Genomic DNA, 20,847 nt, shown 5'->3' with positions numbered 1-20,847 from the left:
CCCGGCACCGCTCGATGCCCGTAGTAGCGTCGGGTAAGTGACTGATACGCCACGCGAATTCGACATCATCCTGTATGGGGCAACCGGCTTTGTGGGCAAGTTGACTGCCGAATACCTCGCCCGCGCCGGAGGGGACGCGCGGATCGCGCTGGCCGGCAGGTCGAAGGATCGCCTGGCCGCGGTGCGCAAGGACATCGGGACAGCAGCGGAGTCGTTCTCGCTGGTCTCAGCCGATGCCACCGACCAGTCGACGCTCGAGGAGATGGCCGCCCGAACCCGCGTCGTGATCACCACCGTGGGTCCGTACACCAAGTACGGGCTGCCGCTGGTGGCTGCGTGCGCCGCCGCCGGCACCGACTACACCGACCTGACCGGTGAGGCCAACTTCGTCCGGGAGAGCATCGACGTCTACCACAAGCAGGCCGCCGACACCGGCGCCCGCATCGTGCACGCCTGCGGCTTCGACTCGGTGCCCTCGGACCTGACCGTCTTCGCGTTGCACCGCGCCGCCAGCCAGGACAACGCCGGCGGTTTGACCGACACAAACCTGGTCGTCCGCTCGTTCCGCGGCGGCCTCTCCGGCGGCACCATCGCTTCGATGCTGGAACTGATGCGCGCCGCTTCCAACGATGCCGACGTGCGCCGTCAGCTCCTGGACCCGTACACGCTCAGTGACGACCGCGACGCGGAGCCCGATGTCGGACCGCAACCCGACCTGCCGTTGCGCCGTGGCAACCGGATCGCCCCCGAGCTGAACGGATTGTGGACTGCGGGGTTCGTGATGGCGCCCTACAACACCCGAATCGTGCGACGTAGCAACGCGTTACTGGACTGGGCCTACGGGCGCGAGTTCCGCTACGCCGAAACCGTCAACCTCGGTTCGTCCCCCCTGGCGCCGGTCGCGTCGGCGCTGGTCACCGGGGCCAGCAACGCCGTGTTCGGACTGGGCAGTCGCTTCCTGAGCGTGCTGCCGGAGAAGTTGGTGCAACGTGTCGTCCCGAAGCCCGGGACCGGTCCCAGCGCGAAGTCCCGCGAGCGCGGCTACTACAAGCTCGAGACCTACACCACCACGACGTCGGGCGCGCGCTATGTGGCCCGCATGGAACAGCGCGGCGACCCCGGCTACAAGGCGACCTCGGTGATGCTGGGCGAGTGCGGCCTGGCGCTGGCCAAAGACCGGGACAAACTTCCCGACCTGCACGGCGTGCTGACCCCGGCGGCGGCCATGGGCGATGCGCTGCTGGCGCGGTTCCCGAGCGCGGGTATCTCACTGAAGACCGAACGATTGACATGACGGACTAGTGTCGATATTGACTCGTCTGTAGATACCAGCAACGAAGGTGGAGAGTGATGGCCGGGCTCGATGACCTCTATGCGCAGATTCCCACGACGGACATCGCCACCAAACTGGGTGCCGATCAAGGCGAAGTCGACAAAGCGGTTCATACCCTGGTGCCGGTGCTGCTGAGCGGGTTGCAACACACCTCGCAAGATCCCGAGCACGCCAGCAAGATAGAGTCCGCCGCCAGCGGGCACGCCGCTCGCGGCCTGCTCGACGCCGGCGGTGGGGTCGACCAGGTCGACGAGGACGACGGTCACCAGGCCGTAGCTACGCTGTTCGGCGGCAAGGACACCGATCAAGTAGCAGCAGCGCTGTCCAGCGGCGGTGCCGGCAACAGCGATCTGCTCAAACAACTGCTACCGGTCGTCCTGCCAATCGTGTTGGCGTACATCGGAAAACAGCTCGGTTCCGGTGGTGCAGCCGAAACCAGTGCCTCGCAACAGAAGACTTCCGGTGGGGGACTGGGCGACATCCTGGGCAGCATCCTGGGCGGTGGCGGCCACGACAAGTCGCTCGGCGGCATCCTCGGCAGTGTGCTGGGCAACAAGGGTGGCGGCCTCGGAGACATCCTCGGTGGCCTGCTCGGCGGCAAGAAATAAGCAGCGTGACAACAGGATTGCGTTGAGCGCAAGTCTGTTTAGCCGGTAACGGGATCGGTAACTTCCAGTTCGGGGGCACCAGGACCGCAACGGCCGCGTGGGGTGGCCGGTGCTCGGGATCGACAGGGATGGAGAGGAAAAGTCATGTCAGACACGCTCACTGAGGGACAGAAGCTGGTACGGGGAGAGTCATTGGTCTCCAACAACGGGGCCTACTCCTTGACCCTGCAGGATGACGGCAATCTGGTGCTCGCCGTCTGGGGTAGGCCGATCTGGTCCACCTCCACCAACGGACAAGAGGTGGTGCGCGCCGAAGTGCAGCGCGACGGCAACTTCGTTCTCTACACCGCGGACAAGCCGGTGTGGCACTCCGACACCAAGGGCAAGAAGCAGGTCAAACTCGTCCTGCAGGACGACCGCAATCTGGTGCTGTATGCCGCGGACGGCGCGGCGTGGTCGACCAAGACGGAGACCGACCAACCGCCGCCGCCCGCGCCGGCTGCCGCAGAGCCGGCCGCCGCAGAGCCGGCCGCTGTGGATCTCGACGACAAGAGTGCAGACGCGCCGGAGCAGAGCGCGGTGGCCGAGCCGGTCGGCGAAGCCGCGCCAGAACCTGCGCCCGAACCCGCGGCGCGGACCTACACCGTCGTGTCCGGCGACACGCTCTGGGCAATCGCCGAGCGCTTCTACGGCGACGGCAGCAAGTACCAGGCGATCGCGGACGCCAGCAACATCCCCAACCCCGACCTGATCTACCCGGGTCAGGTGCTGACGATTCCCTGACCCCTGGCCGGGCCTGCGGGATTCAGGCCCATGGGCGACGGCGTGGCTGGCGGTTCCTAGAATTGTCCGGTGACCGCCAGCCCCCGCCCCGCCGACGACCAGCTGCCCAAGTCGTGGGATCCGGCCGCGATGGAAGGCGTCATCTATCAGAAGTGGCTGGATGCCGGCTACTTCGCCGCGGACCCGCACAGCACCAAGCCCGGCTACTCGATCGTGCTGCCGCCACCGAATGTGACGGGCACCCTGCACATGGGTCACGCGCTGGAACACACCATGATGGACGCGCTGACCCGCCGCAAGCGGATGCAGGGTTACGAGGTGCTGTGGCAGCCGGGAATGGACCACGCGGGCATCGCCACCCAGAGCGTGGTGGAAAAGCAACTCGCGGTAGACGGCAAGACCAAAGAGGACTTCGGCCGCGAGTTGTTCGTCGAGAAGGTGTGGGACTGGAAACGCGAGTCCGGCGGCGCGATCGGCGGGCAGATGCGCCGGCTCGGCGACGGTGTCGACTGGGGCCGCGACCGGTTCACCATGGACGAGGGCCTGTCGCGTGCGGTGCGCACGATCTTCAAGCGGCTCTACGACGCCGGGCTGATCTATCAGGCCGAGCGACTGGTCAACTGGTCGCCTGTGCTGGAGACGGCCATCTCGGACCTCGAGGTCAACTATCAGGACGTCGAAGGCGAGTTGGTGTCGTTCCGGTACGGCTCGCTCGACGACGCCGAACCGCACATCGTGGTCGCCACTACCAGGGTCGAGACCATGTTGGGGGACACCGCGATAGCGGTGCACCCGGACGACGAGCGCTACCGTCACCTGGTCGGTGCCAGGCTGCCGCACCCCTTCGTGGACCGCGACATGATCGTCGTCGCCGACGAGCACGTCGACCCCGAATTCGGCACCGGCGCAGTCAAAGTCACACCCGCGCACGACCCCAACGACTTCGAGATCGGCCTGCGCCACCAGCTGCCGATGCCGTCGATCATGGACACGAAGGGCCGGATCGACGGCACCGGAACGCAATTCGACGGCATGGACCGTTTCGAGGCCCGCGTCGCGGTGCGCGAGGCGCTGGCGGCGCAGGGCCGGGTGGTCGAGGAGAAGCGACCGTATCTGCACAGCGTCGGGCATTCCGAGCGCAGCGGCGAGCCGATCGAACCGCGGCTGTCGCTGCAGTGGTGGGTCCGGGTCGAGTCGATGGCCAAGGCCGCCGGTGACGCGGTTCGCAACGGCCACACCGTGATTCATCCGGCCAGCCTGGAGCCACGGTGGTTCGGCTGGGTCGACAACATGCACGACTGGTGCATTTCGCGGCAGCTGTGGTGGGGTCATCGGATCCCGATCTGGTACGGGCCCGACGGCGAGCAGAAATGTGTCGGGCCCGACGAGACACCTCCGCAGGGCTGGGAGCAGGATCCCGACGTGCTGGACACCTGGTTCTCCTCGGCGCTGTGGCCGTTCTCCACGATGGGCTGGCCGGAAGAGACGCCGGAGCTGGAAAAGTTCTACCCCACAAGCGTTCTGGTCACCGGTTACGACATCCTGTTCTTCTGGGTGGCCCGGATGATGATGTTCGGCACCTTCGTCGGCCAGGACGACATCATCACGCTGCGCGGCAACCGCGCCCCGCAGGTGCCGTTCACCGATGTGTTCCTGCACGGTCTGATTCGCGACGAGTTCGGCCGCAAGATGAGCAAGTCCAAGGGCAACGTCATCGACCCGCTGGACTGGATCGACACGTTCGGCGCGGATGCGTTGCGGTTCACGCTGGCCCGCGGCGCCAGCCCCGGCGGTGACCTGGCGATCGGCGAGGACGCCGTGCGGGCGTCGCGCAACTTCGGCACCAAGCTGTTCAACGCGACCCGCTACGCGCTGCTCAACGGCGCCGCCTTGGCTCCCTTGCCCCCGGCAGAACAGCTCACCGACGCCGACCGCTGGATCCTGGGCAGGCTGGAAGAGGTCCGGGCCGAAGTGGACTCGGCCTTTGACAGCTACGAGTTCAGCCGGGCCTGCGAGACGCTCTACCACTTCGCCTGGGACGAATTTTGCGACTGGTACCTGGAGCTCGCCAAAACTCAGCTGGCGCAGGGTATTACGCACACCACCGCGGTGCTGGCCGTCGGGCTGGACGCGCTGCTGAGGTTGCTGCATCCGGTGGTCCCGTTCATCACCGAGACGCTGTGGCAGGCATTGACCGGTCAGGAATCGCTGGTAATAGCCGATTGGCCGCAGCCCTCCGGTATTGCGCTGGATCCGGTTGCCGCACAACGGATCACCGACATGCAGAAGCTGGTGACCGAGGTGCGGAGGTTCCGCAGCGACCAGGGCTTGGCGGACCGGCAGAAGGTGCCCGCACGGTTGGTCGGTGTCGAAGACGCCGATCTGAGCAACCAGGTGCCCGCCGTGACGTCGCTGGCCTGGCTCACCGAGCCGGGTGCGGATTTCGCCGCGTCGGCCTCGCTGGAGGTGCGGCTGAGCGCGGGCACGGTGGTCGTCGAACTCGACACCTCCGGCACCATCGACGTGGCGGCCGAACGCCGTCGCCTCGAAAAGGACTTGGCCGCAGCGCAAAAGGAGCTGACCTCCACCGACGCCAAGCTGGCCAACCAGGACTTCCTGGCCAAGGCGCCCGAAGCCGTCGTCGACAAAATCCGGGCCCGCCGACAACTCGCGCAGGAAGAGTCCGACCGGATCACCGCCCGATTGGCAACGCTGCGGTGAACGCCGAGCCTTCCGGACCGGACTGGACGGAACAGATCGCCGAACCGGCCCCGACACCCGACGAGATCGCGTCGCTGCTGCAGGTCGAGCACCTGCTGGACCAGCGGTGGCCGGAGACCCGCATCGAGCCGAGTCTGACCCGGATCAGCGCCCTGATGGATCTACTCGGTTCGCCGCAGCTGAGCTATCCCTCGATCCACATCGCCGGCACCAACGGCAAGACCTCGGTGGCTCGGATGGTCGACGCGCTGCTCACCGCGTTGCTGATGCGCACCGGGCGCACCACCAGCCCGCATCTGCAGTCCGCGGTCGAGCGAATCTCCATCGACGGCAGGCCGATCAACCCCGCGCGCTACGTGGCGACCTACCAGGAGATCGAGCCGTTCGTGCAGATGATCGACCAGCAGTCGGAACAGGCCGGGGGTCCGGCCATGAGCAAGTTCGAGGTCCTGACCGCGATGGCGTTCGCGGCGTTCGCCGACGCGCCCGTCGACATCGCGGTCGTCGAGGTAGGCATGGGCGGTACGTGGGACGCCACCAACGTGGTCAACGCCCCGGTGGCGGTCATCACCCCGATCGGCATCGACCACGTCGAATACCTCGGGCACGACATCGCCGGGATTGCCGGGGAGAAGGCGGGCATCATCACCCGGGCACCCGACGGGGCGCCCGACACCGTCGCGGTGATCGGGCGACAGGCGCCCGAAGCCATGGAGGTCTTGTTGGCTCAGTCGGTGCGCGCCGACGCGGCCGTCGCCCGCCAGGATTCCGAATTCGCGGTGCTGGACCGGCAGGTGGCCATCGGCGGCCAGGTGCTGACCCTGCAGGGCCTGGGCGGGGTGTACTCCGAGATCTACTTGCCCTTGCACGGGGAACATCAGGCCCACAACGCGGCGCTCGCGCTGGCCGCGGTCGAAGCCTTCTTCGGCGCCGGCGCGCAACGTCAACTCGACGTCGACGCCGTCCGGGCCGGCTTCGCCGCCGTCACCAGCCCTGGCCGGCTGGAACGAATGCGAAGTGCCCCAACGGTATTCATCGATTCCGCGCACAATCCGGCCGGAGCCGCCGCACTGGCACAGACGCTGTCCGACGAATTCGACTTCCGCACGCTGGTCGGGGTGCTCAGCGTGCTCGCCGACAAAGACGTCGACGGCATCCTGGCCGCGCTGGAACCGGTGTTGGACTCGGTCGTCGTCACCCACAACGGGTCGCCGCGCGCGCTGGACGTCGAGACGCTCGAACTGGCGGCCCAGCAGCGGTTCGGGCCCGAACGGGTGATCACCGCCGCGAACATGCGCGACGCCATCGACGCCGCGACAGCGTTGGTGGACGCCGCCGCCGAAGAAAACGACGCGTACTCGGGCACCGGCATCGTCATCACCGGCTCGGTGGTCACCGCCGGGGCCGCGCGCACGCTGTTCGGCCGGGATCCGCAATGACCGCACCGGCTCCCGACCCGTGGAAGAGCTTCGCCGGGGTGATGGCGGGCACCCTCATCCTGGAAGCGATCGTGGTGTTGCTGGCCATACCGGTCGTAGGGGCCGTCGGCGGCGGCCTGAGTGCGGCATCGCTGAGCTACCTGATCGGTTTGGCCGCGCTGTACATCCTATTGGCCGGCGTGCAGCGCAAGCCGTGGGCGATGTGGGTCAACCTGGGCTTCCAATTGCCGCTGGTCGCCGGGTTCCTGGTGTATCCGGCCGTCGGATTCGTCGGACTGTTGTTCGTCGGAGTGTGGTCGCTGATCGTCTACTTGCGCGCCGAGGTCCGCCGACGGCAGGGACCTGCTGCGGGGGACTGATTTCACAATTTCTTCAGCCCGCGCCAAAATGCTGAAGAATGGCGCGTTAGAAGCCAAGCTTTTCCGAAGGCTGGGCTGCAACACGCTCACATTGGCGACGACGAGATAACGCACCCCGTGATCGCGCCACTGCGCGGCCTGGTCGATCACCTCCGCCGGGGTCCCGGTGAGCATGCCGCTCTTGAGCAACGACGGGGGCACCTTGCGTGCATAGGACAGCACAGTCTGCTCGTCCAGGGTCTGCGGAAGAAAGTCCTGTGCGCCAGCGAAGTCAGCACCGAGCGGATGCTCGACGCCGTGGCTTGCCCACACCTCGGCCGGTGTGTTGAGTGCGAACGCTCGCGCGGCGTCGGTATCCAGGGTTTCGTCGACTTCGGCGCGGCTACGGCCGGTCACGACGAACAGCCAGATTGCCGGCGTGATCGACATGGGGTCTCGTCCCGCGTCTGACGCAGCCGTTCGCACCGCCTCCAGTCCGCGTGCATATTCTTCGGGACCCCTCGATTGAGCCGGGAACCACGCATCGGCGTAGCGGCCGGTGGCTCTCAGCATGCGTGGACCGTGAGCGGCGATCCAGATTTCGGGCCACTTGCCCCGATACGGCGGCAGATCGAACAGCGCGTTACGCAGCGGGAAGTACGGCGACTCGCGAGAGACCAGTTCCCCGCCGGAGTTCCACAGCGTTCGGATCGTGGCGACCGCTTCTTCGAATCGCGCGACCGGTTTGCTCCAGTCCACGCCGTAGGGCTCGTTGCCCTCTCGCTCGCCCACCCCGATGCCGAGAATGGCTCGTCCGCGGGTGATCAGGTGCAGCGTCGCGGCGGCCTGAGCAGTGACCGCGGGATTGCGCCGACTGGCGTCGGTGACCCCGACGCCCAGGCGTAAGCGGGCGAATCGGTTACGGGAACCGAGGTGGCCGAGCATCGTCCACGGCTCGAGGTTCGCGTCGATCTTCGGGGCGATCTTCGCCACGCCGACATACTTTGGTGTGTAGATCGACCGGGGAAAAAGCGCATTGAGATGATCGCCCACCCAGTAGGAATCCAGGCCCGCCGCGACGGCGGTCATATAGTCCGCGCGGGGGAGCGCCGTCGGCGAAGAGCGGGAATTCAGAATTTGATTGCCCAGCCCGACCCGAAATTGCGTCATGGTCATAAAGATCGCACAGCCACGTACCAGATCGCGGTGCGACGGCCGGGGTGTCGAGCCCGCGCCCACAGCATCGAGTCTGCGACAGGGGCGCGACCCGCCTGGCCGGTCCGTGGACGCAGTCTCGATTACTGAGTCGTTGGGTACGCTGTGCGCTGTGACCGAACGGACTCTCGTACTGATCAAGCCCGACGGCGTACAACGTCAGTTGGTCGGCGAGATACTGAGCCGCATCGAGCGCAAGGGCCTGACCATCGCCGCCTTGGAGCTCCGGAATGTCGGCGAGGAGCTGGCTCGACGCCACTACGCCGAACACGAGGGCAAGTCGTTCTTCGGGTCGCTGCTGGAGTTCATCACGTCGGGGCCGGTGGTGGCCGCCGTGGTGACGGGGCCTCGGGCGATCGCCGCGTTTCGGCAGCTCGCCGGTGGCACCGACCCGGTGGACAAGGCCACCCCCGGCACGATCAGGGGCGACTTCGGCCTGGAAACGCAGTTCAACCTCGTGCACGGCTCGGATTCGGCCGAATCGGCACACCGCGAGATCGAACTCTGGTTCCCCGACATCTAGCTCCGGGACCGCCCGTTCGCACGGCGCGGTCGAGCCTGCCCAGTGATGTGGGATACTGACTGTCGGGTGAACGTCGTCGAACTGGCGTCGGTCACCCGAATGAAGACTTCGACAAGCGCGACCATCGCCAGTCCGCGGTGCGGCGCAGCAGGTCAAGCCGTCATTCAGTACGGCGCCGAGTTGGTCCGATCCGGGCCGCTCGGGGCGAGACCATTACAAGTCCGGGAGAAGTGGCCGGATCCATAGCGAAGCCCTCGCGTGGCCGCGTCGATAGGACGACGCGCCCGGGGGCTTGAGGAGAATACGTGGTAGACGGTGCCCCATCTTCAGAATCAGCAAACGAGCCGACACAGCACGAGGAACTGCCGGACCGCCTGAGAGTCCATTCGCTCGCGCGGACACTCGGGACCACCAGCAGGCGGGTCCTCGACGCGTTGGCCGCACTCGACGGGCGGATCCGCAGCGCCCATTCCAGCGTGGACCAGGTGGACGCGGTACGTGTCCGCGACCTGTTGGCGGCCCAAACCGAGACGTCGCCCGCGACCACTGCCGAGGAACCCGAATCGCGGTTGATGCTCGAATCCGGCGAAGCTGACGTCGAGCGACCCCACTACATGCCGCTGTTCGTCGCGCCGCAACCGATTCCGGAGCGGGTCGCGGTCGCCGCCGACGAAGGGTCCGGGGCTCAGGACGACTCTGACGACGACGTGGACGACGACGGTTCCGGCGAAGACGAGGAGCAGGCTGATCGCCCTGCCAACAAACGCCGCCGCCGGGGCCGGCGCGGTCGCGGACGCGGCCGCGGTGAGCAGGCGGGTCCCGATGGTCCCGCCGACAGCCAGAACGGTGACGCCGCGGCCGGTGGCGAGCAGCGCGCGGCCGACGGCGACGACTCCGATCAAGGTCCGGACTCCGACGACAACGACGACAGCGACGACGGCGACGACGACAACGGTTCAGCCGACGGCGGCAACCGTCGGCGGCGTCGGCGGCGTCGGCGCAAGTCCACGTCCGGTGAGGACGGCGACGACGGACCGTCGCCCGATGATCCGCCGAACACCGTCGTGCACGAGCGTGCGCCTCGCAACGGCGGCAGGCAGGGCCAGGACAACGGCGAGTCCGGTTCCGGCGAGATCAAAGGAATCGACGGTTCCACGCGTCTGGAAGCCAAGCGGCAGCGGCGCCGGGACGGGCGCGATGCGGGCCGCCGTCGGCCACCGGTATTGAGCGAGGCTGAGTTCCTTGCCCGGCGTGAGGCCGTCGAGCGGGTCATGGTCGTGCGCGACCGGGTCCGCACCGAGCCGCCGCACCCAGGGGCTCGCTACACCCAGATCGCGGTGCTCGAAGACGGCATCGTGGTCGAGCACTTCGTGACGTCGGCGGCGTCCGCCTCGCTGGTCGGCAACATCTATCTGGGCATCGTGCAGAACGTGCTGCCGTCGATGGAGGCGGCGTTCGTCGACATCGGCCGCGGCCGCAACGGCGTGCTCTACGCCGGCGAAGTGAACTGGGAGGCTGCCGGACTGGGCGGCGCGGACCGCAAGATCGAGCAGGCCCTCAAACCCGGCGACTACGTCGTGGTTCAGGTCAGCAAAGACCCGGTCGGACACAAGGGCGCCCGACTGACCACGCAGGTGTCGCTGGCGGGGCGCTACCTGGTCTACGTGCCCGGCGCGTCGTCGACCGGGATCAGCCGCAAGTTGCCCGACACCGAACGCCAACGCCTCAAGGAGATCCTGCGCGAGGTGGTGCCGTCCGACGCCGGCGTCATCATCCGAACCGCTTCGGAGGGCGTCAAGGAAGACGACATCCGTGGTGACGTCACCCGGCTGCAGGAACGCTGGAATCAGATCGACGCCAAGGCCGCCGAGACCAAGCAGAAAGCCGCCGGCGCTGCGGTGGCGCTCTACGAAGAACCGGACGTGCTGGTGAAGGTCATCCGGGACTTGTTCAACGAGGACTTCTCGTCGTTGATCGTGTCCGGGGACGAGGCCTGGGCCACGATCAACGAGTACGTGAATTCCGTTGCGCCCGACCTGGTTTCCAAGCTCGACAAGTACGAACCCGCGGACGAGAGCGGACCGGACGTGTTCGCGGTGCACCGCATCGACGAACAGCTCGCCAAGGCGATGGACCGCAAGGTGTGGTTGCCGTCGGGCGGCACGCTGGTGATCGACCGGACCGAAGCGATGACGGTCATCGACGTCAACACCGGCAAGTTCACCGGGTCCGGGGGCAACCTGGAACAGACCGTCACCAAGAACAACCTGGAGGCCGCCGAGGAGATCGTGCGCCAGCTGAGGTTGCGCGACATCGGCGGCATCGTCGTCATCGACTTCATCGACATGGTCCTCGAGTCCAACCGTGACCTGGTGCTGCGGCGGCTGACCGAATCGTTGGCCCGCGACCGCACCCGCCATCAGGTGTCGGAGGTGACGTCGCTGGGGCTGGTGCAGTTGACCCGTAAACGGCTGGGCACCGGCCTGATCGAGGCGTTCTCGACATCGTGTCCGAACTGCACCGGCCGCGGGATCCTGCTGCATGCCGACCCGGTCGACTCGGCTCCGGCGGCCGGGCGCAAGACGGAGTCCAGCTCCCGGCGCAACCGACGCTCGAAGAAGAACCGGTCCGACGATTCCGCCGAGAAGGCCGTCGTGGCCAAGGTCCCGACGCACGCGCCGGGTGAGCACCCGATGTTCAAGGCGATGGCCGCGTCGTCGCGTGACGACGACGAAAGCGCCGAGACCGACGAAGAGGTGACCCCCGAGGTCGACGAGGCGACCGCCGAGCGGCTTCCCACCCAGACCGATGAGGGCGACGCTGCCCAAGACTTCGAGGACGCCGACGAGGACGCTGACGAGGACGAAGACGGGGACGAAGACACCGACGACGTGGACGAACTCGACGACGAGGATCTCGACGATGACGATGACGATGACGGCGATGACGGCGACGAGGACGTGGACGAACTCGACGACGAGGATCTCGACGACAGCGACGAAGACGACAGCGACGAAGACGACAGCGACGAAGACGACAGCGACGACAGCGACGACAGCGATGACGTCGACGACGTCGACAGCGATGACAGCGATGACAGCGACGACGACAGCGATGACGAGGACGAAGATGACGACGTCGAGGACATCGACGTCGTACCTGATCAAGACGAGGTGATCAGCGCCGTGGCGGGCATCGATCGTGCGTCCGTCATCGTCGCACCGGCGGCGTCACGCCGGCGCCGGGCGGCGGGCAGGCCGGCGGGTCCGCCCACGCACGTCGACTAGCCGGGCCGGTTTGACCCTGTACCCGCTGGTCACGTACCCTTGGACAGTTGTCGTCAGGCCACGGGAAACGCTGGCCGGCGACAGCGGGACGCAATAGCCCGCACCAAGACCACCCACCGCGCACCGTCGTTGGCACGCGCGCGAGCACAACGCAGGCAGAAGAGGCAGGAGTACACCGATGGCGACCTACGCAATCGTCAAGACCGGCGGTAAGCAGTACAAGGTTGCCGTCGGGGACGTCGTCAAGGTCGAGAAGCTGGAGTCCGAGCCCGGCGCCCAGGTGTCGCTGCCGGTCGCGCTGGTCGTCGACGGCGCCGACGTGACCTCCGACGCCAGCGCGCTGGCCAAGGTTGCGGTCACCGGTGAGGTGCTCGAGCACACCAAGGGCCCGAAGATCCGTATCCACAAGTTCAAGAACAAGACCGGCTACCACAAGCGCCAAGGGCACCGTCAGCAGCTGACGGTTCTCAAGGTCACCGGCATCAACTAGGGGCGACAGACAATGGCACACAAGAAGGGCGCTTCCAGCTCGCGCAACGGTCGGGATTCGGCAGCTCAGCGGCTCGGTGTCAAGCGGTTCGGCGGCCAGGTCGTCAAGGCCGGCGAGATCCTGGTCCGCCAGCGCGGCACCAAGTTCCACCCCGGCGTCAACGTGGGCCGCGGCGGCGACGACACCCTGTTCGCCAAGGCGGCCGGGGCGGTCCAGTTCGGCGTCAAGGGCGGCCGCAAGACCGTGAGCATCGTCGGGCCTTCCGACTAAGCTCCGCCGTCCTTGGGCTGACCAGGGACTGTGAGAGGAATTTCGATGCCTCGATTCGTCGATCGGGTCGTCATCCACACCCGGGCGGGTTCGGGCGGCAACGGCTGCGCATCGGTGCACCGCGAGAAATTCAAGCCGCTGGGTGGCCCCGACGGCGGTAACGGCGGGCGCGGCGGCAGCGTCGTCTTCGTGGTCGACCCGCAGGTGCACACCCTGCTGGACTTCCATTTCCGCCCGCATGTCACCGCGCCGTCCGGCAAGCAGGGGATGGGCAACAATCGCGACGGCGCCGCCGGCGCGGACCTGGAAGTCAAGGTGCCCGACGGCACCGTGGTGCTGGACGAGAACGGTCGGCTGCTGGCCGACCTGGTCGGCGCCGGTACCCGGTTCGAGGCCGCCGCCGGTGGCCGCGGGGGGCTGGGCAACGCCGCGCTGGCCTCGCGCGCCCGCAAGGCGCCCGGTTTCGCGCTGCTGGGCGAGCCCGGCCAGGCGCGCGACCTGACGCTGGAACTCAAGACGGTCGCCGACGTCGGGCTGGTCGGGTTCCCCTCGGCCGGAAAGTCCTCCCTGGTGTCGGTCATCTCCGCGGCCAAGCCGAAAATCGCCGACTACCCGTTCACCACGCTGGTGCCCAACCTCGGTGTGGTCTCCGCCGGCGAGCATGCGTTCACCGTCGCCGACGTGCCGGGCCTGATCCCCGGTGCGTCCGAGGGCCGCGGTCTGGGCCTGGACTTCCTGCGGCACATCGAGCGCTGCGCGGTCCTGGTTCATGTGGTGGACTGCGCCACGGCCGAGCCGGGCCGCGACCCGATCTCCGACATCGACGCGCTGGAGGCCGAACTCGCGGCCTACACGCCCACCCTGCAGGGCGACGCGGTGCTGGGCGATCTGGCCGAGCGGCCGCGGGCGGTGGTATTGAACAAGATCGACGTGCCCGAGGCTCGCGAGATGGCCGAGTTCGTCCGCGACGAGATCGCCGAGCGCGGCTGGCCGGTGTTCCTGGTGTCGACGGCCACCCGGGAAGGCTTGCAGCCGTTGATCTTCGGGCTGTGGCAGATGGTTTCGGAGTACAACGCTGCCCGCCCCGTTGTGGTGCCGCGACGTCCGGTGATCCGTCCGATTCCGGTGGACGACAGCGGTTTCACGGTGGAACCCGACGGCCAGGGCGGCTTCCTGGTGACCGGCGCGCGACCCGAACGCTGGATCCGGCAGACCAATTTCGACAACGACGAAGCCGTCGGATATCTCGCCGACCGACTGGCCCGCCTGGGCGTGGAGGACGAACTGCTGCGCCTGGGTGCCCGCCCCGGCTGCGCGGTGACGATCGGCGAGATGACCTTCGACTGGGAGCCACAAACCCCTGCGGGCGTTGAGGTTCCGATGACCGGCCGGGGAACCGACGCACGGCTGGAACGTAACGACCGGATCGGCGCCGCCGAGCGCAAGGCGGCCCGACGGCAACGTCGCGAGAGCCCCGACGACTCGTGACCAGTCCGCACCGGGAAGCGATCCGCACCGCCCGCAGCATCGTCGTCAAGGTCGGCACCACCGCGCTGACCACCGACGCGGGCATGTTCGACGCCAGTCGACTGGCTGAACTGACCGACGCCATCGAGACGCGGATGAAGGCCGGCACCGACGTGGTCATCGTGTCCTCGGGTGCCATCGCCGCCGGTATCGAGCCGCTCGGATTATCCCGCCGCCCAAAGGATCTCGCGACCAAACAGGCCGCGGCCAGCGTCGGGCAGGTCGCGCTGGTGAACTCGTGGAGTGCGGCGTTCGCCCGGTATGACCGGACCGTCGGACAGGTGCTGCTGACCTCGCACGACATCTCGATGCGGGTGCAGCACACCAACGCCCAGCGCACCCTGGACCGGTTGCGGGCGCTGCGCGCGGTGGCGATCGTCAACGAGAACGACACCGTGGCCACCAACGAGATCCGGTTCGGCGACAACGACCGGCTTTCGGCGCTGGTGGCGCACCTGGTCGGCGCCGACGCGCTGGTCCTGCTGTCCGATATCGACGGCCTCTATGATGCGGATCCGCGAAAGTTCCCCGGCGCCAGGTTCATTGCGGAAGTGACCGGACCCGCCGATCTGGACGGTGTGGTCGCGGGGCAGAGCAGTCACCTGGGCACCGGCGGGATGGCGTCGAAGATGTCCTCGGCGCTGCTGGCCGCCGACGCCGGGTTGCCGGTGTTGCTCGCTCCGGCAACCGAAGTCGCCCGCGCGCTCACCGATGCCTCGGTGGGCACGGTGTTCGCGCCGCGGCCCGACCGGATGTCGGCGCGCCGGTTCTGGGTGCGTTATGCCGCCGAGTCCACCGGGACCCTGTCCCTGGACGCCGGCGCGGTGAGCGCCGTTGTCGGACAACGCCGTTCGCTGCTGCCCGCGGGCATCACCGCGGTGTCGGGCAAGTTCTACGGCGGCGACGTCGTCGAATTGTGCGATCCCGCAGGCGCTGTCGTGGCCCGCGGCGTGGTCGCCTACGACGCGGTCGAGCTGGCCGGCATGATCGGACGGTCCACCTCGGAATTGCCCGGGGAGTCACGCCGGCCGGTGGTGCACGCCGATGACCTGGTAGCCGTGCAACGGCATTGAGAAGTCACTGGGAAGCTTGCAAATACAGTGAGCCCCACACTATCTCGGTCAACGTCGCGGCCAGCTCCGTGTCGTACTCGGCTGGCCGGGCCGGCAGGTTCTGGTGGCAGGCCCGCTCGACCATCCAGGTCAGGGCGCTCGCGGTGGTAGTCGCGTGCAGCTGGGGCCGGATCGACCCGTCGGCCTGGCCTTCTTCGATGACCCGGGTCAGGCGCCCGATGATGTCGTCCAACAGATCCCGGTAGGCCTGCGCGGTGGCGGGGTCGTAACCGGAGACCTCGTTGAGGGCGATGAGCACGGGTTGGTGACGACGGAAGCTGGCGATGATGCCGGTTATCGCCGCGCGCGCGTCGTCGGGATTGTGCCGCCAGGCCACGTCCCACCAGCGTTCCCCGCTGCTGGTCAGGTCACTGAGGACCTGGCCGGCGAGCTGGCGCAGCAGATCGCCCTTGTCCTGGAAGTAGATGTAGAAGCTGGCGCGGGAGATGCCGGCCTCGGTCGCCAGGCGGTCCACGCTGAGCTCGGTGAAGCTGGTGCCGTCGCGCATCAGGCGTTCGGTGGCTTCCAGCAGGCGGCGTTCCATCTGTTCTTGGCGCTGCTGACGCTCCTGTTGGCGATTGCCCTGGGATCTGCGGGTAACGGCCGGCATCCGTCGAGCATAACCGAAGCGTGGACGTCTTGACTAGACAATATGTCTAGGCATATCGTCGGGCCAACGGAAGGATCGCCAACCATGAACACATCCGCGCAGACCGCCGAAGCCCGCCCGTATGACGCGGTCGACCTGTCGTCCAAAGCGTTCTGGTCGAAGACCGCCGCGGAACGAGAACGCTCCTTCGCCACCCTGCGGGCTGAACGCCCGGTCAGCTGGCAGCCACCGGTCGAGGGCGACCTGATCGAGAACCCGGCCGATCCGGGCTATTGGGCGGTCACCCGTCGGGCTGACATCGTCACGGTGAGCCGCAACAACGAGGTATTCCTGTCCGGCAAAGGCGTGATGTTCGCCGACATCCCCGAAGAACTCCTGGAAGCCTCCCAATCCTTCCTGGCGATGGATCCGCCACGGCACACCAAACTGCGCAAGCTCGTCAGCGCGGCCTTCACACCGCGACAGGTCCGCCGCATCGAAGACTCGATCCAGCACAACGCCGAGGTGATCGTCGCAGAACTGCGGGACGCGGGCAGCGGCGCGGACTTCGTCGACATCTGCGCCAAGGAATTACCGATACGCACCCTGTCGGACATGATGGGGATTCCCGACTCCGAGCGGCACCAGGTGGCGCACGCCGCCGATGCCGTGGTGTCGTGGGCCGACCCGGAGTTCCTCGACGGCCGCAACCCGCTGGAGCTGCTCGTCCAGAACCAGATCTATCTGCACCAGGTGGCCGGATCGCTGGCCGCGCAGCGGCGCGAGCAGCCCGGCGACGATCTGTTCAGCGGGCTGGTGAACGCCGAGGTGGACGGCGACCGGCTCACCGATGCGGAGGTCGCCGCATTCTTCGTCCTGTTGGCCGTGGCCGGCAATGACACCACCCGTCAGACCGCCAGCCACGCGCTGAAGGCGCTGACCGACTTCCCCGACCAAAAAGCTTGGCTACAAGCCGATTTCGAGAACCGCAACGGGACGGCGATCGAAGAGTTCATCCGATGGGCCACCCCGGTGATGACGTTCCGGCGCACCGCGGCAACGGATTTCGAGCTGGGCGGGCAGACCATCCGGGCGGGGGAGAAGGTGGCGATGTTCTACGCCTCCGGCAACTGGGATCGCGAAGTCTTCGACGAACCGGAACGTCTGGACCTCAGCCGCAGTCCCAATCCGCATGTCGGCTTCGGCGGCGGTGGTGTGCACTTCTGCCTCGGCGCCCACGTGGCACGAGCGCAACTACGGGCGCTGTTCGGCGAATTGCTCCGGCAGGTTCCCGACATCCAGGCTGGGGAGCCGTCCTTCGTGGTCGGCAATTTCATCCACGCCATCCGGCGCTTGCCCTGCACCTTCTGAATTTCCGGCGCCTGAGCGCGCCAAGAATTCGTTGAGGATCCGCATAGGCACCTCCGAAATGCTTTTCGCATCGACAACGACGCGAAAACACGGAGGACATCATGTGGGCTTTGACGACATCAAACGGCTTGCGGGTAGACAACATTCGGCACGAGACCGACGCTCGGCTGGCCGTTCGCAACCTCGGGTACCCCAGGGTCATCGGCCCCAACTCCTGGCAGGTGGTCGACAACTTCGGCCGGCAGTTCGTCGCCGAGGTCAGAAGGGCGCGCTGACCGTCAGTTCGGCGGCCAACAGGCTCAAGATCTCTGAACAGCCGCCGTCGACTTTGACCGTCGCCAGGTCGTCGCCGCGGGTGGGGCCCCGGTTGACGATCGCCACCGGCTTGCCGGCCGTTGCGGCGTGGCGCACGAATCGGTAGCCGGAGAACACGGTCAGCGACGAACCCGCGACCAACAGCGCATCGGCTTCATTCACCATCGAATAAGCCTGCGCAACAATGTTTTTAGGGACGCTCTCGCCGAAGTAGACGATGTCGGGCTTGAGCATGTCGCCGCACTTTCGACAGTCCAGATACCGGAACGACGCGGTGTCGGCGACGACGGCGTCCGCGTCGGGTGCCACCGCCAGCCCGCCAACGGCCTCGGCGCGCTCGATGAAACCCGGGTTCAGCGCTTCGAGTTCCTCGGCGAGCGCGGCGCGGCTCATGGAGTGACCGCAGCCCAGGCACACGACCTGGGCATAGCTGCCGTGCAGGTTCACCACGTTGGTGCTGCCGGCTTTGGTGTGCAACAGATCGACGTTCTGCGTGATGACGCCGACGACCACGCCCGCCTGTTCCAACACGGCCAGGGCACGGTGGCCCGCGTTCGGGCGAGTCCCGTCCATGTGTCGCCAACCCACGTGGTTGCGCGCCCAGTACCGCTGCCGGAACACCGGGTCGGAGATGAACTGCCGGATCGTCATCGGGTTGCTGGGCGGCGAGTCGGGTCCCCGGTAGTCGGGGATGCCGGAGTCGGTGGAGAGTCCGGCGCCGGTCAGCACCGCAATCCGGCGCCCGGCCAGGGTCGCGACGAGTTCGGGGGACTCCACTTCTTCGAGGGTAAGCGTGTTGGTTCGCGCCAGATCGTTTTGCCCCCGGTGTGCGGGGGTAATTCGGCGGGAAGACCCTGCCAAGCGACAATGGACGGCGATGAGCTTCTACTCCGCATACCAGCACGGATTCGTGCGCGTCGCGGCGTGCACGCACCACACCACCATCGGCGACCCGGCGGCCAACGCCGAGTCGGTATTGGGACTGGCGCACAGCTGCCATGACGAGGGCGTCGCGCTGGCGATCTTTCCCGAGCTGACGCTGACCGGTTACTCCATCGAGGACATCCTGCTGCAGGATGCTTTGCTCGATTCCGTCGAAGCAGCGTTGCAGGAGCTGGTCGCCGCGTCGGCCGGACTGTTGCCCGTCCTGGTTGTCGGCGCGCCGCTGCGGCATCTGCACCGCATCTACAACACCGCGGTGGTCATCCATCGCGGTTCGGTGCTCGGGGTGGTGCCGAAGTCGTACCTGCCGACTTATCGGGAGTTCTACGAGCACCGCCAGATCGCTCCCGGGGACGGCGAGCGGGGCACGATCCGCATCCCCGCGCTCGACGTGGAAGTCCCGTTCGGCCCCGATCTGCTCTTCAGCGCGTCGGACCTGCCGGACTTCGTGCTGCACGTCGAGATCTGTGAGGACATGTTCGTCCCGGTGCCGCCCAGTGCCGAAGCGGCGCTGGCGGGAGCGACCGTGCTGACCAATCTGTCCGGCAGCCCGATCACCATCGGCAGGGCCGAGGACCGCTGCCTGCTCGCGCGTTCAGCCTCGGCACGCTGTCTGGCCGCCTATGTGTACGCCGCCGCCGGCGAAGGCGAGTCGACGACGGACCTGGCCTGGGACGGTCAGACGATGATCTGGGAGAACGGTACCCAGCTGGCCTGCTCGGAACGTTTCCCGAAGGGCGAGCGACGTTCGGTCGCCGACGTCGACACCGGATTGCTGCGTTCCGAGCGGCTCCGGATGGGCACTTTCGACGACAATCGCCGCCACCACCGGACGGCTACGGATCCGTTCCGGCGCATCGAGTTTCGGCTCGGCCCGCCGGACCGTGACATCGGGCTGCTGCGCAACGTCGAGCGGTTCCCGTTCGTCCCGGCGAATAGGGAACGGTTGGAACAGGATTGCTACGAGGCCTACAACATCCAGGTGGCCGGGCTCGAGCAGCGGCTGCGCGCGCTGGACTATCCCAAAGTCATCATCGGCGTCTCCGGTGGGCTGGACTCGACGCACGCGTTGATCGTGGCGGCCAAAGCGATGGACCAGGAGGGGCGTCCACGTAGCGACATTCTGGGCTTCACCCTGCCTGGCTTCGCCACCGGCGATCACACCAAGAACAATGCGATCAAGCTGGGTGAGGCGCTGGGTATCACCTTCGAGGAGATCGACATTCGCGAGACCGCCAACCGGATGTTCGAGGAGATCGGGCATCCGTTCGCGCGCGGCGAGAAGGTTTACGACGTCACCTTCGAGAACGTCCAGGCGGGGTTACGCACCGACTACCTGTTCCGGTTGGCCAACCAGCGCGGCGGCATCGTGCTGGGCACGGGCGATCTTTCGGAGCTGGCACTGGGATGGTCGACTTATGGTGTCGGAGATCAGATGTCGCATTACAACGTCAACGGCGGGGTGCCCAAGACGCTGATTCAGCATCTGATCCGCTGGGTCATCTCCTCCGACCAGTTCGAGAAGGAAGTGACCGACGTGCTGCAGTCGGTCGTCGACACCGAGATCACCCCGGAACTGGTTCCGGCCGGCGAGGAAGAGGAACTGCAGAGCAGCGAAGCCAAAGTCGGACCTTATGCGCTGCAAGACTTCTCGTTGTTCCAGGTGTTGCGCTACGGCTTCACACCGTCGAAGATCGCCTTCCTGGCCTGGCACGCATGGAGCGACCCGGAAAGCGGCAGCTGGCCACCCGGCTTCCCGGAAGACAACCGACCGGCCTATTCGCTGAGCGACATCCGGCGCTGGCTGCAGGTGTTCGTCAAACGGTTCTACTCGTTCAGCCAGTTCAAACGGTCGGCATTGCCCAACGGCCCCAAGGTTTCTCACGGCGGTTCGCTCTCCCCGCGAGGTGACTGGCGGGCGCCGTCGGACATGTCCGCGCGTATCTGGCTCGACGAGATCGAGCGGGAGATCCCGCAGGACTGA

The 20,847-nt window shown here is 67.0% G+C and carries 17 protein-coding genes and 1 pseudogene; 15 read left to right on the top strand and 3 right to left on the bottom strand.

All coding sequences use genetic code 11. The annotated features are described in order from the left end of the window. Nucleotides 1-37: 37 nt before the first annotated feature. The 6 genes from AC5Y46_RS16160 (at nucleotide 38) to AC5Y46_RS16135 (ending at nucleotide 7,243) form a co-directional block, all read left to right on the top strand. The gene (locus AC5Y46_RS16160; protein WP_499992150.1) at nucleotides 38-1,294 is read left to right on the top strand and encodes a saccharopine dehydrogenase family protein; all 1,257 of its coding nucleotides are present in this window, start codon (nucleotides 38-40) and stop codon (nucleotides 1,292-1,294) included. A gap of 56 nt (nucleotides 1,295-1,350) precedes the next feature. Further along, nucleotides 1,351-1,941, top strand: a complete 591-nt coding sequence (locus AC5Y46_RS16155) for a DUF937 domain-containing protein (protein WP_499992148.1) — start codon at nucleotides 1,351-1,353, stop codon at nucleotides 1,939-1,941. A gap of 144 nt (nucleotides 1,942-2,085) precedes the next feature. Further along, on the top strand, nucleotides 2,086-2,724 hold the full coding sequence (locus AC5Y46_RS16150; RefSeq protein ID WP_499946463.1) for a LysM peptidoglycan-binding domain-containing protein: 639 nt from the start codon (nucleotides 2,086-2,088) through the stop codon (nucleotides 2,722-2,724). Nucleotides 2,725-2,793: 69 nt separating this feature from the next. Next, on the top strand, nucleotides 2,794-5,445 hold the full coding sequence (locus AC5Y46_RS16145; protein ID WP_499992147.1) for a valine--tRNA ligase: 2,652 nt from the start codon (nucleotides 2,794-2,796) through the stop codon (nucleotides 5,443-5,445). Further along, nucleotides 5,442-6,884: a bifunctional tetrahydrofolate synthase/dihydrofolate synthase gene (folC, locus tag AC5Y46_RS16140; RefSeq protein ID WP_499946461.1), complete on the top strand. Its 1,443-nt coding sequence runs from the start codon at nucleotides 5,442-5,444 to the stop codon at nucleotides 6,882-6,884. Before AC5Y46_RS16145 ends, folC begins: the two co-directional genes overlap by 4 nt. After that, the gene (locus tag AC5Y46_RS16135) at nucleotides 6,881-7,243 is read left to right on the top strand and encodes a DUF4233 domain-containing protein (RefSeq protein ID WP_499992144.1); all 363 of its coding nucleotides are present in this window, start codon (nucleotides 6,881-6,883) and stop codon (nucleotides 7,241-7,243) included. The genes folC and AC5Y46_RS16135 overlap by 4 nt, the downstream gene beginning before the upstream one ends. Before the next feature lie 2 nt (nucleotides 7,244-7,245). On the opposite strand, the pseudogene AC5Y46_RS16130 reads toward AC5Y46_RS16135, so the two are convergent. Next, nucleotides 7,246-8,392, bottom strand: a pseudogene (locus AC5Y46_RS16130) (LLM class flavin-dependent oxidoreductase). Nucleotides 8,393-8,549: 157 nt separating this feature from the next. On the opposite strand from AC5Y46_RS16130, the gene ndk reads away from it, so the two are divergent. From ndk to proB, 6 genes are all read left to right on the top strand, one after another. Continuing rightward, nucleotides 8,550-8,960 (top strand): nucleoside-diphosphate kinase, encoded by a 411-nt coding sequence (gene ndk, locus AC5Y46_RS16125; protein ID WP_499946459.1) that lies wholly within the window; start codon nucleotides 8,550-8,552, stop codon nucleotides 8,958-8,960. 305 nt (nucleotides 8,961-9,265) lie between these two features. Continuing rightward, on the top strand, nucleotides 9,266-12,247 hold the full coding sequence (gene rne, locus AC5Y46_RS16120) for a ribonuclease E (protein ID WP_499992140.1): 2,982 nt from the start codon (nucleotides 9,266-9,268) through the stop codon (nucleotides 12,245-12,247). A gap of 178 nt (nucleotides 12,248-12,425) precedes the next feature. Then, entirely contained in the window at nucleotides 12,426-12,737 is a 312-nt protein-coding gene (gene rplU, locus AC5Y46_RS16115) for a 50S ribosomal protein L21 (RefSeq protein ID WP_499946457.1), read from the top strand. A 12-nt stretch (nucleotides 12,738-12,749) separates the two neighbouring features. After that, a complete protein-coding gene (rpmA, locus tag AC5Y46_RS16110) occupies nucleotides 12,750-13,007 on the top strand; it encodes a 50S ribosomal protein L27 (RefSeq protein WP_499946456.1) in 258 nt (85 codons plus the stop codon). A gap of 45 nt (nucleotides 13,008-13,052) precedes the next feature. Beyond that, nucleotides 13,053-14,495 carry a GTPase ObgE gene (obgE, locus tag AC5Y46_RS16105; protein ID WP_499946455.1) on the top strand — a complete coding sequence of 481 codons (1,443 nt, stop codon included), beginning with the start codon at nucleotides 13,053-13,055 and terminating at the stop codon, nucleotides 14,493-14,495. Beyond that, the gene (proB, locus tag AC5Y46_RS16100; RefSeq protein ID WP_499946454.1) at nucleotides 14,492-15,607 is read left to right on the top strand and encodes a glutamate 5-kinase; all 1,116 of its coding nucleotides are present in this window, start codon (nucleotides 14,492-14,494) and stop codon (nucleotides 15,605-15,607) included. Before obgE ends, proB begins: the two co-directional genes overlap by 4 nt. Nucleotides 15,608-15,611: 4 nt before the next feature. On the opposite strand, the gene AC5Y46_RS16095 is transcribed toward proB, so the two are convergent. Continuing rightward, nucleotides 15,612-16,256 (bottom strand): TetR/AcrR family transcriptional regulator, encoded by a 645-nt coding sequence (locus AC5Y46_RS16095; RefSeq protein WP_499946453.1) that lies wholly within the window; start codon nucleotides 16,254-16,256, stop codon nucleotides 15,612-15,614. Nucleotides 16,257-16,340: 84 nt separating this feature from the next. Here AC5Y46_RS16095 and AC5Y46_RS16090 point away from each other — a divergent pair, with 84 nt between their 5' ends. Together AC5Y46_RS16090 and AC5Y46_RS16085 are read left to right on the top strand one after the other, a co-directional pair. Then, entirely contained in the window at nucleotides 16,341-17,606 is a 1,266-nt protein-coding gene (locus AC5Y46_RS16090; RefSeq protein WP_499946452.1) for a cytochrome P450, read from the top strand. A gap of 101 nt (nucleotides 17,607-17,707) precedes the next feature. Beyond that, a complete protein-coding gene (locus AC5Y46_RS16085; protein WP_499992134.1) occupies nucleotides 17,708-17,881 on the top strand; it encodes a hypothetical protein in 174 nt (57 codons plus the stop codon). Here AC5Y46_RS16085 and AC5Y46_RS16080 read toward each other — a convergent pair. Then, complete coding sequence (locus tag AC5Y46_RS16080; protein WP_499992131.1) at nucleotides 17,865-18,698, bottom strand: NAD-dependent protein deacetylase; 834 nt, start codon at nucleotides 18,696-18,698, stop codon at nucleotides 17,865-17,867. The two genes, AC5Y46_RS16085 and AC5Y46_RS16080, sit on opposite strands and share 17 nt — an antisense overlap. A gap of 100 nt (nucleotides 18,699-18,798) precedes the next feature. Between AC5Y46_RS16080 and AC5Y46_RS16075 the strand changes: the two genes are divergently transcribed. Beyond that, on the top strand, nucleotides 18,799-20,847 hold the full coding sequence (locus AC5Y46_RS16075; RefSeq protein WP_499992128.1) for an NAD(+) synthase: 2,049 nt from the start codon (nucleotides 18,799-18,801) through the stop codon (nucleotides 20,845-20,847).

This window comes from Mycobacterium sp. NGS59 (assembly GCF_059812345.1).
Note: the sequence above shows the minus strand (reverse complement) of the source record. Positions and strands in the feature narration are given on the sequence as shown.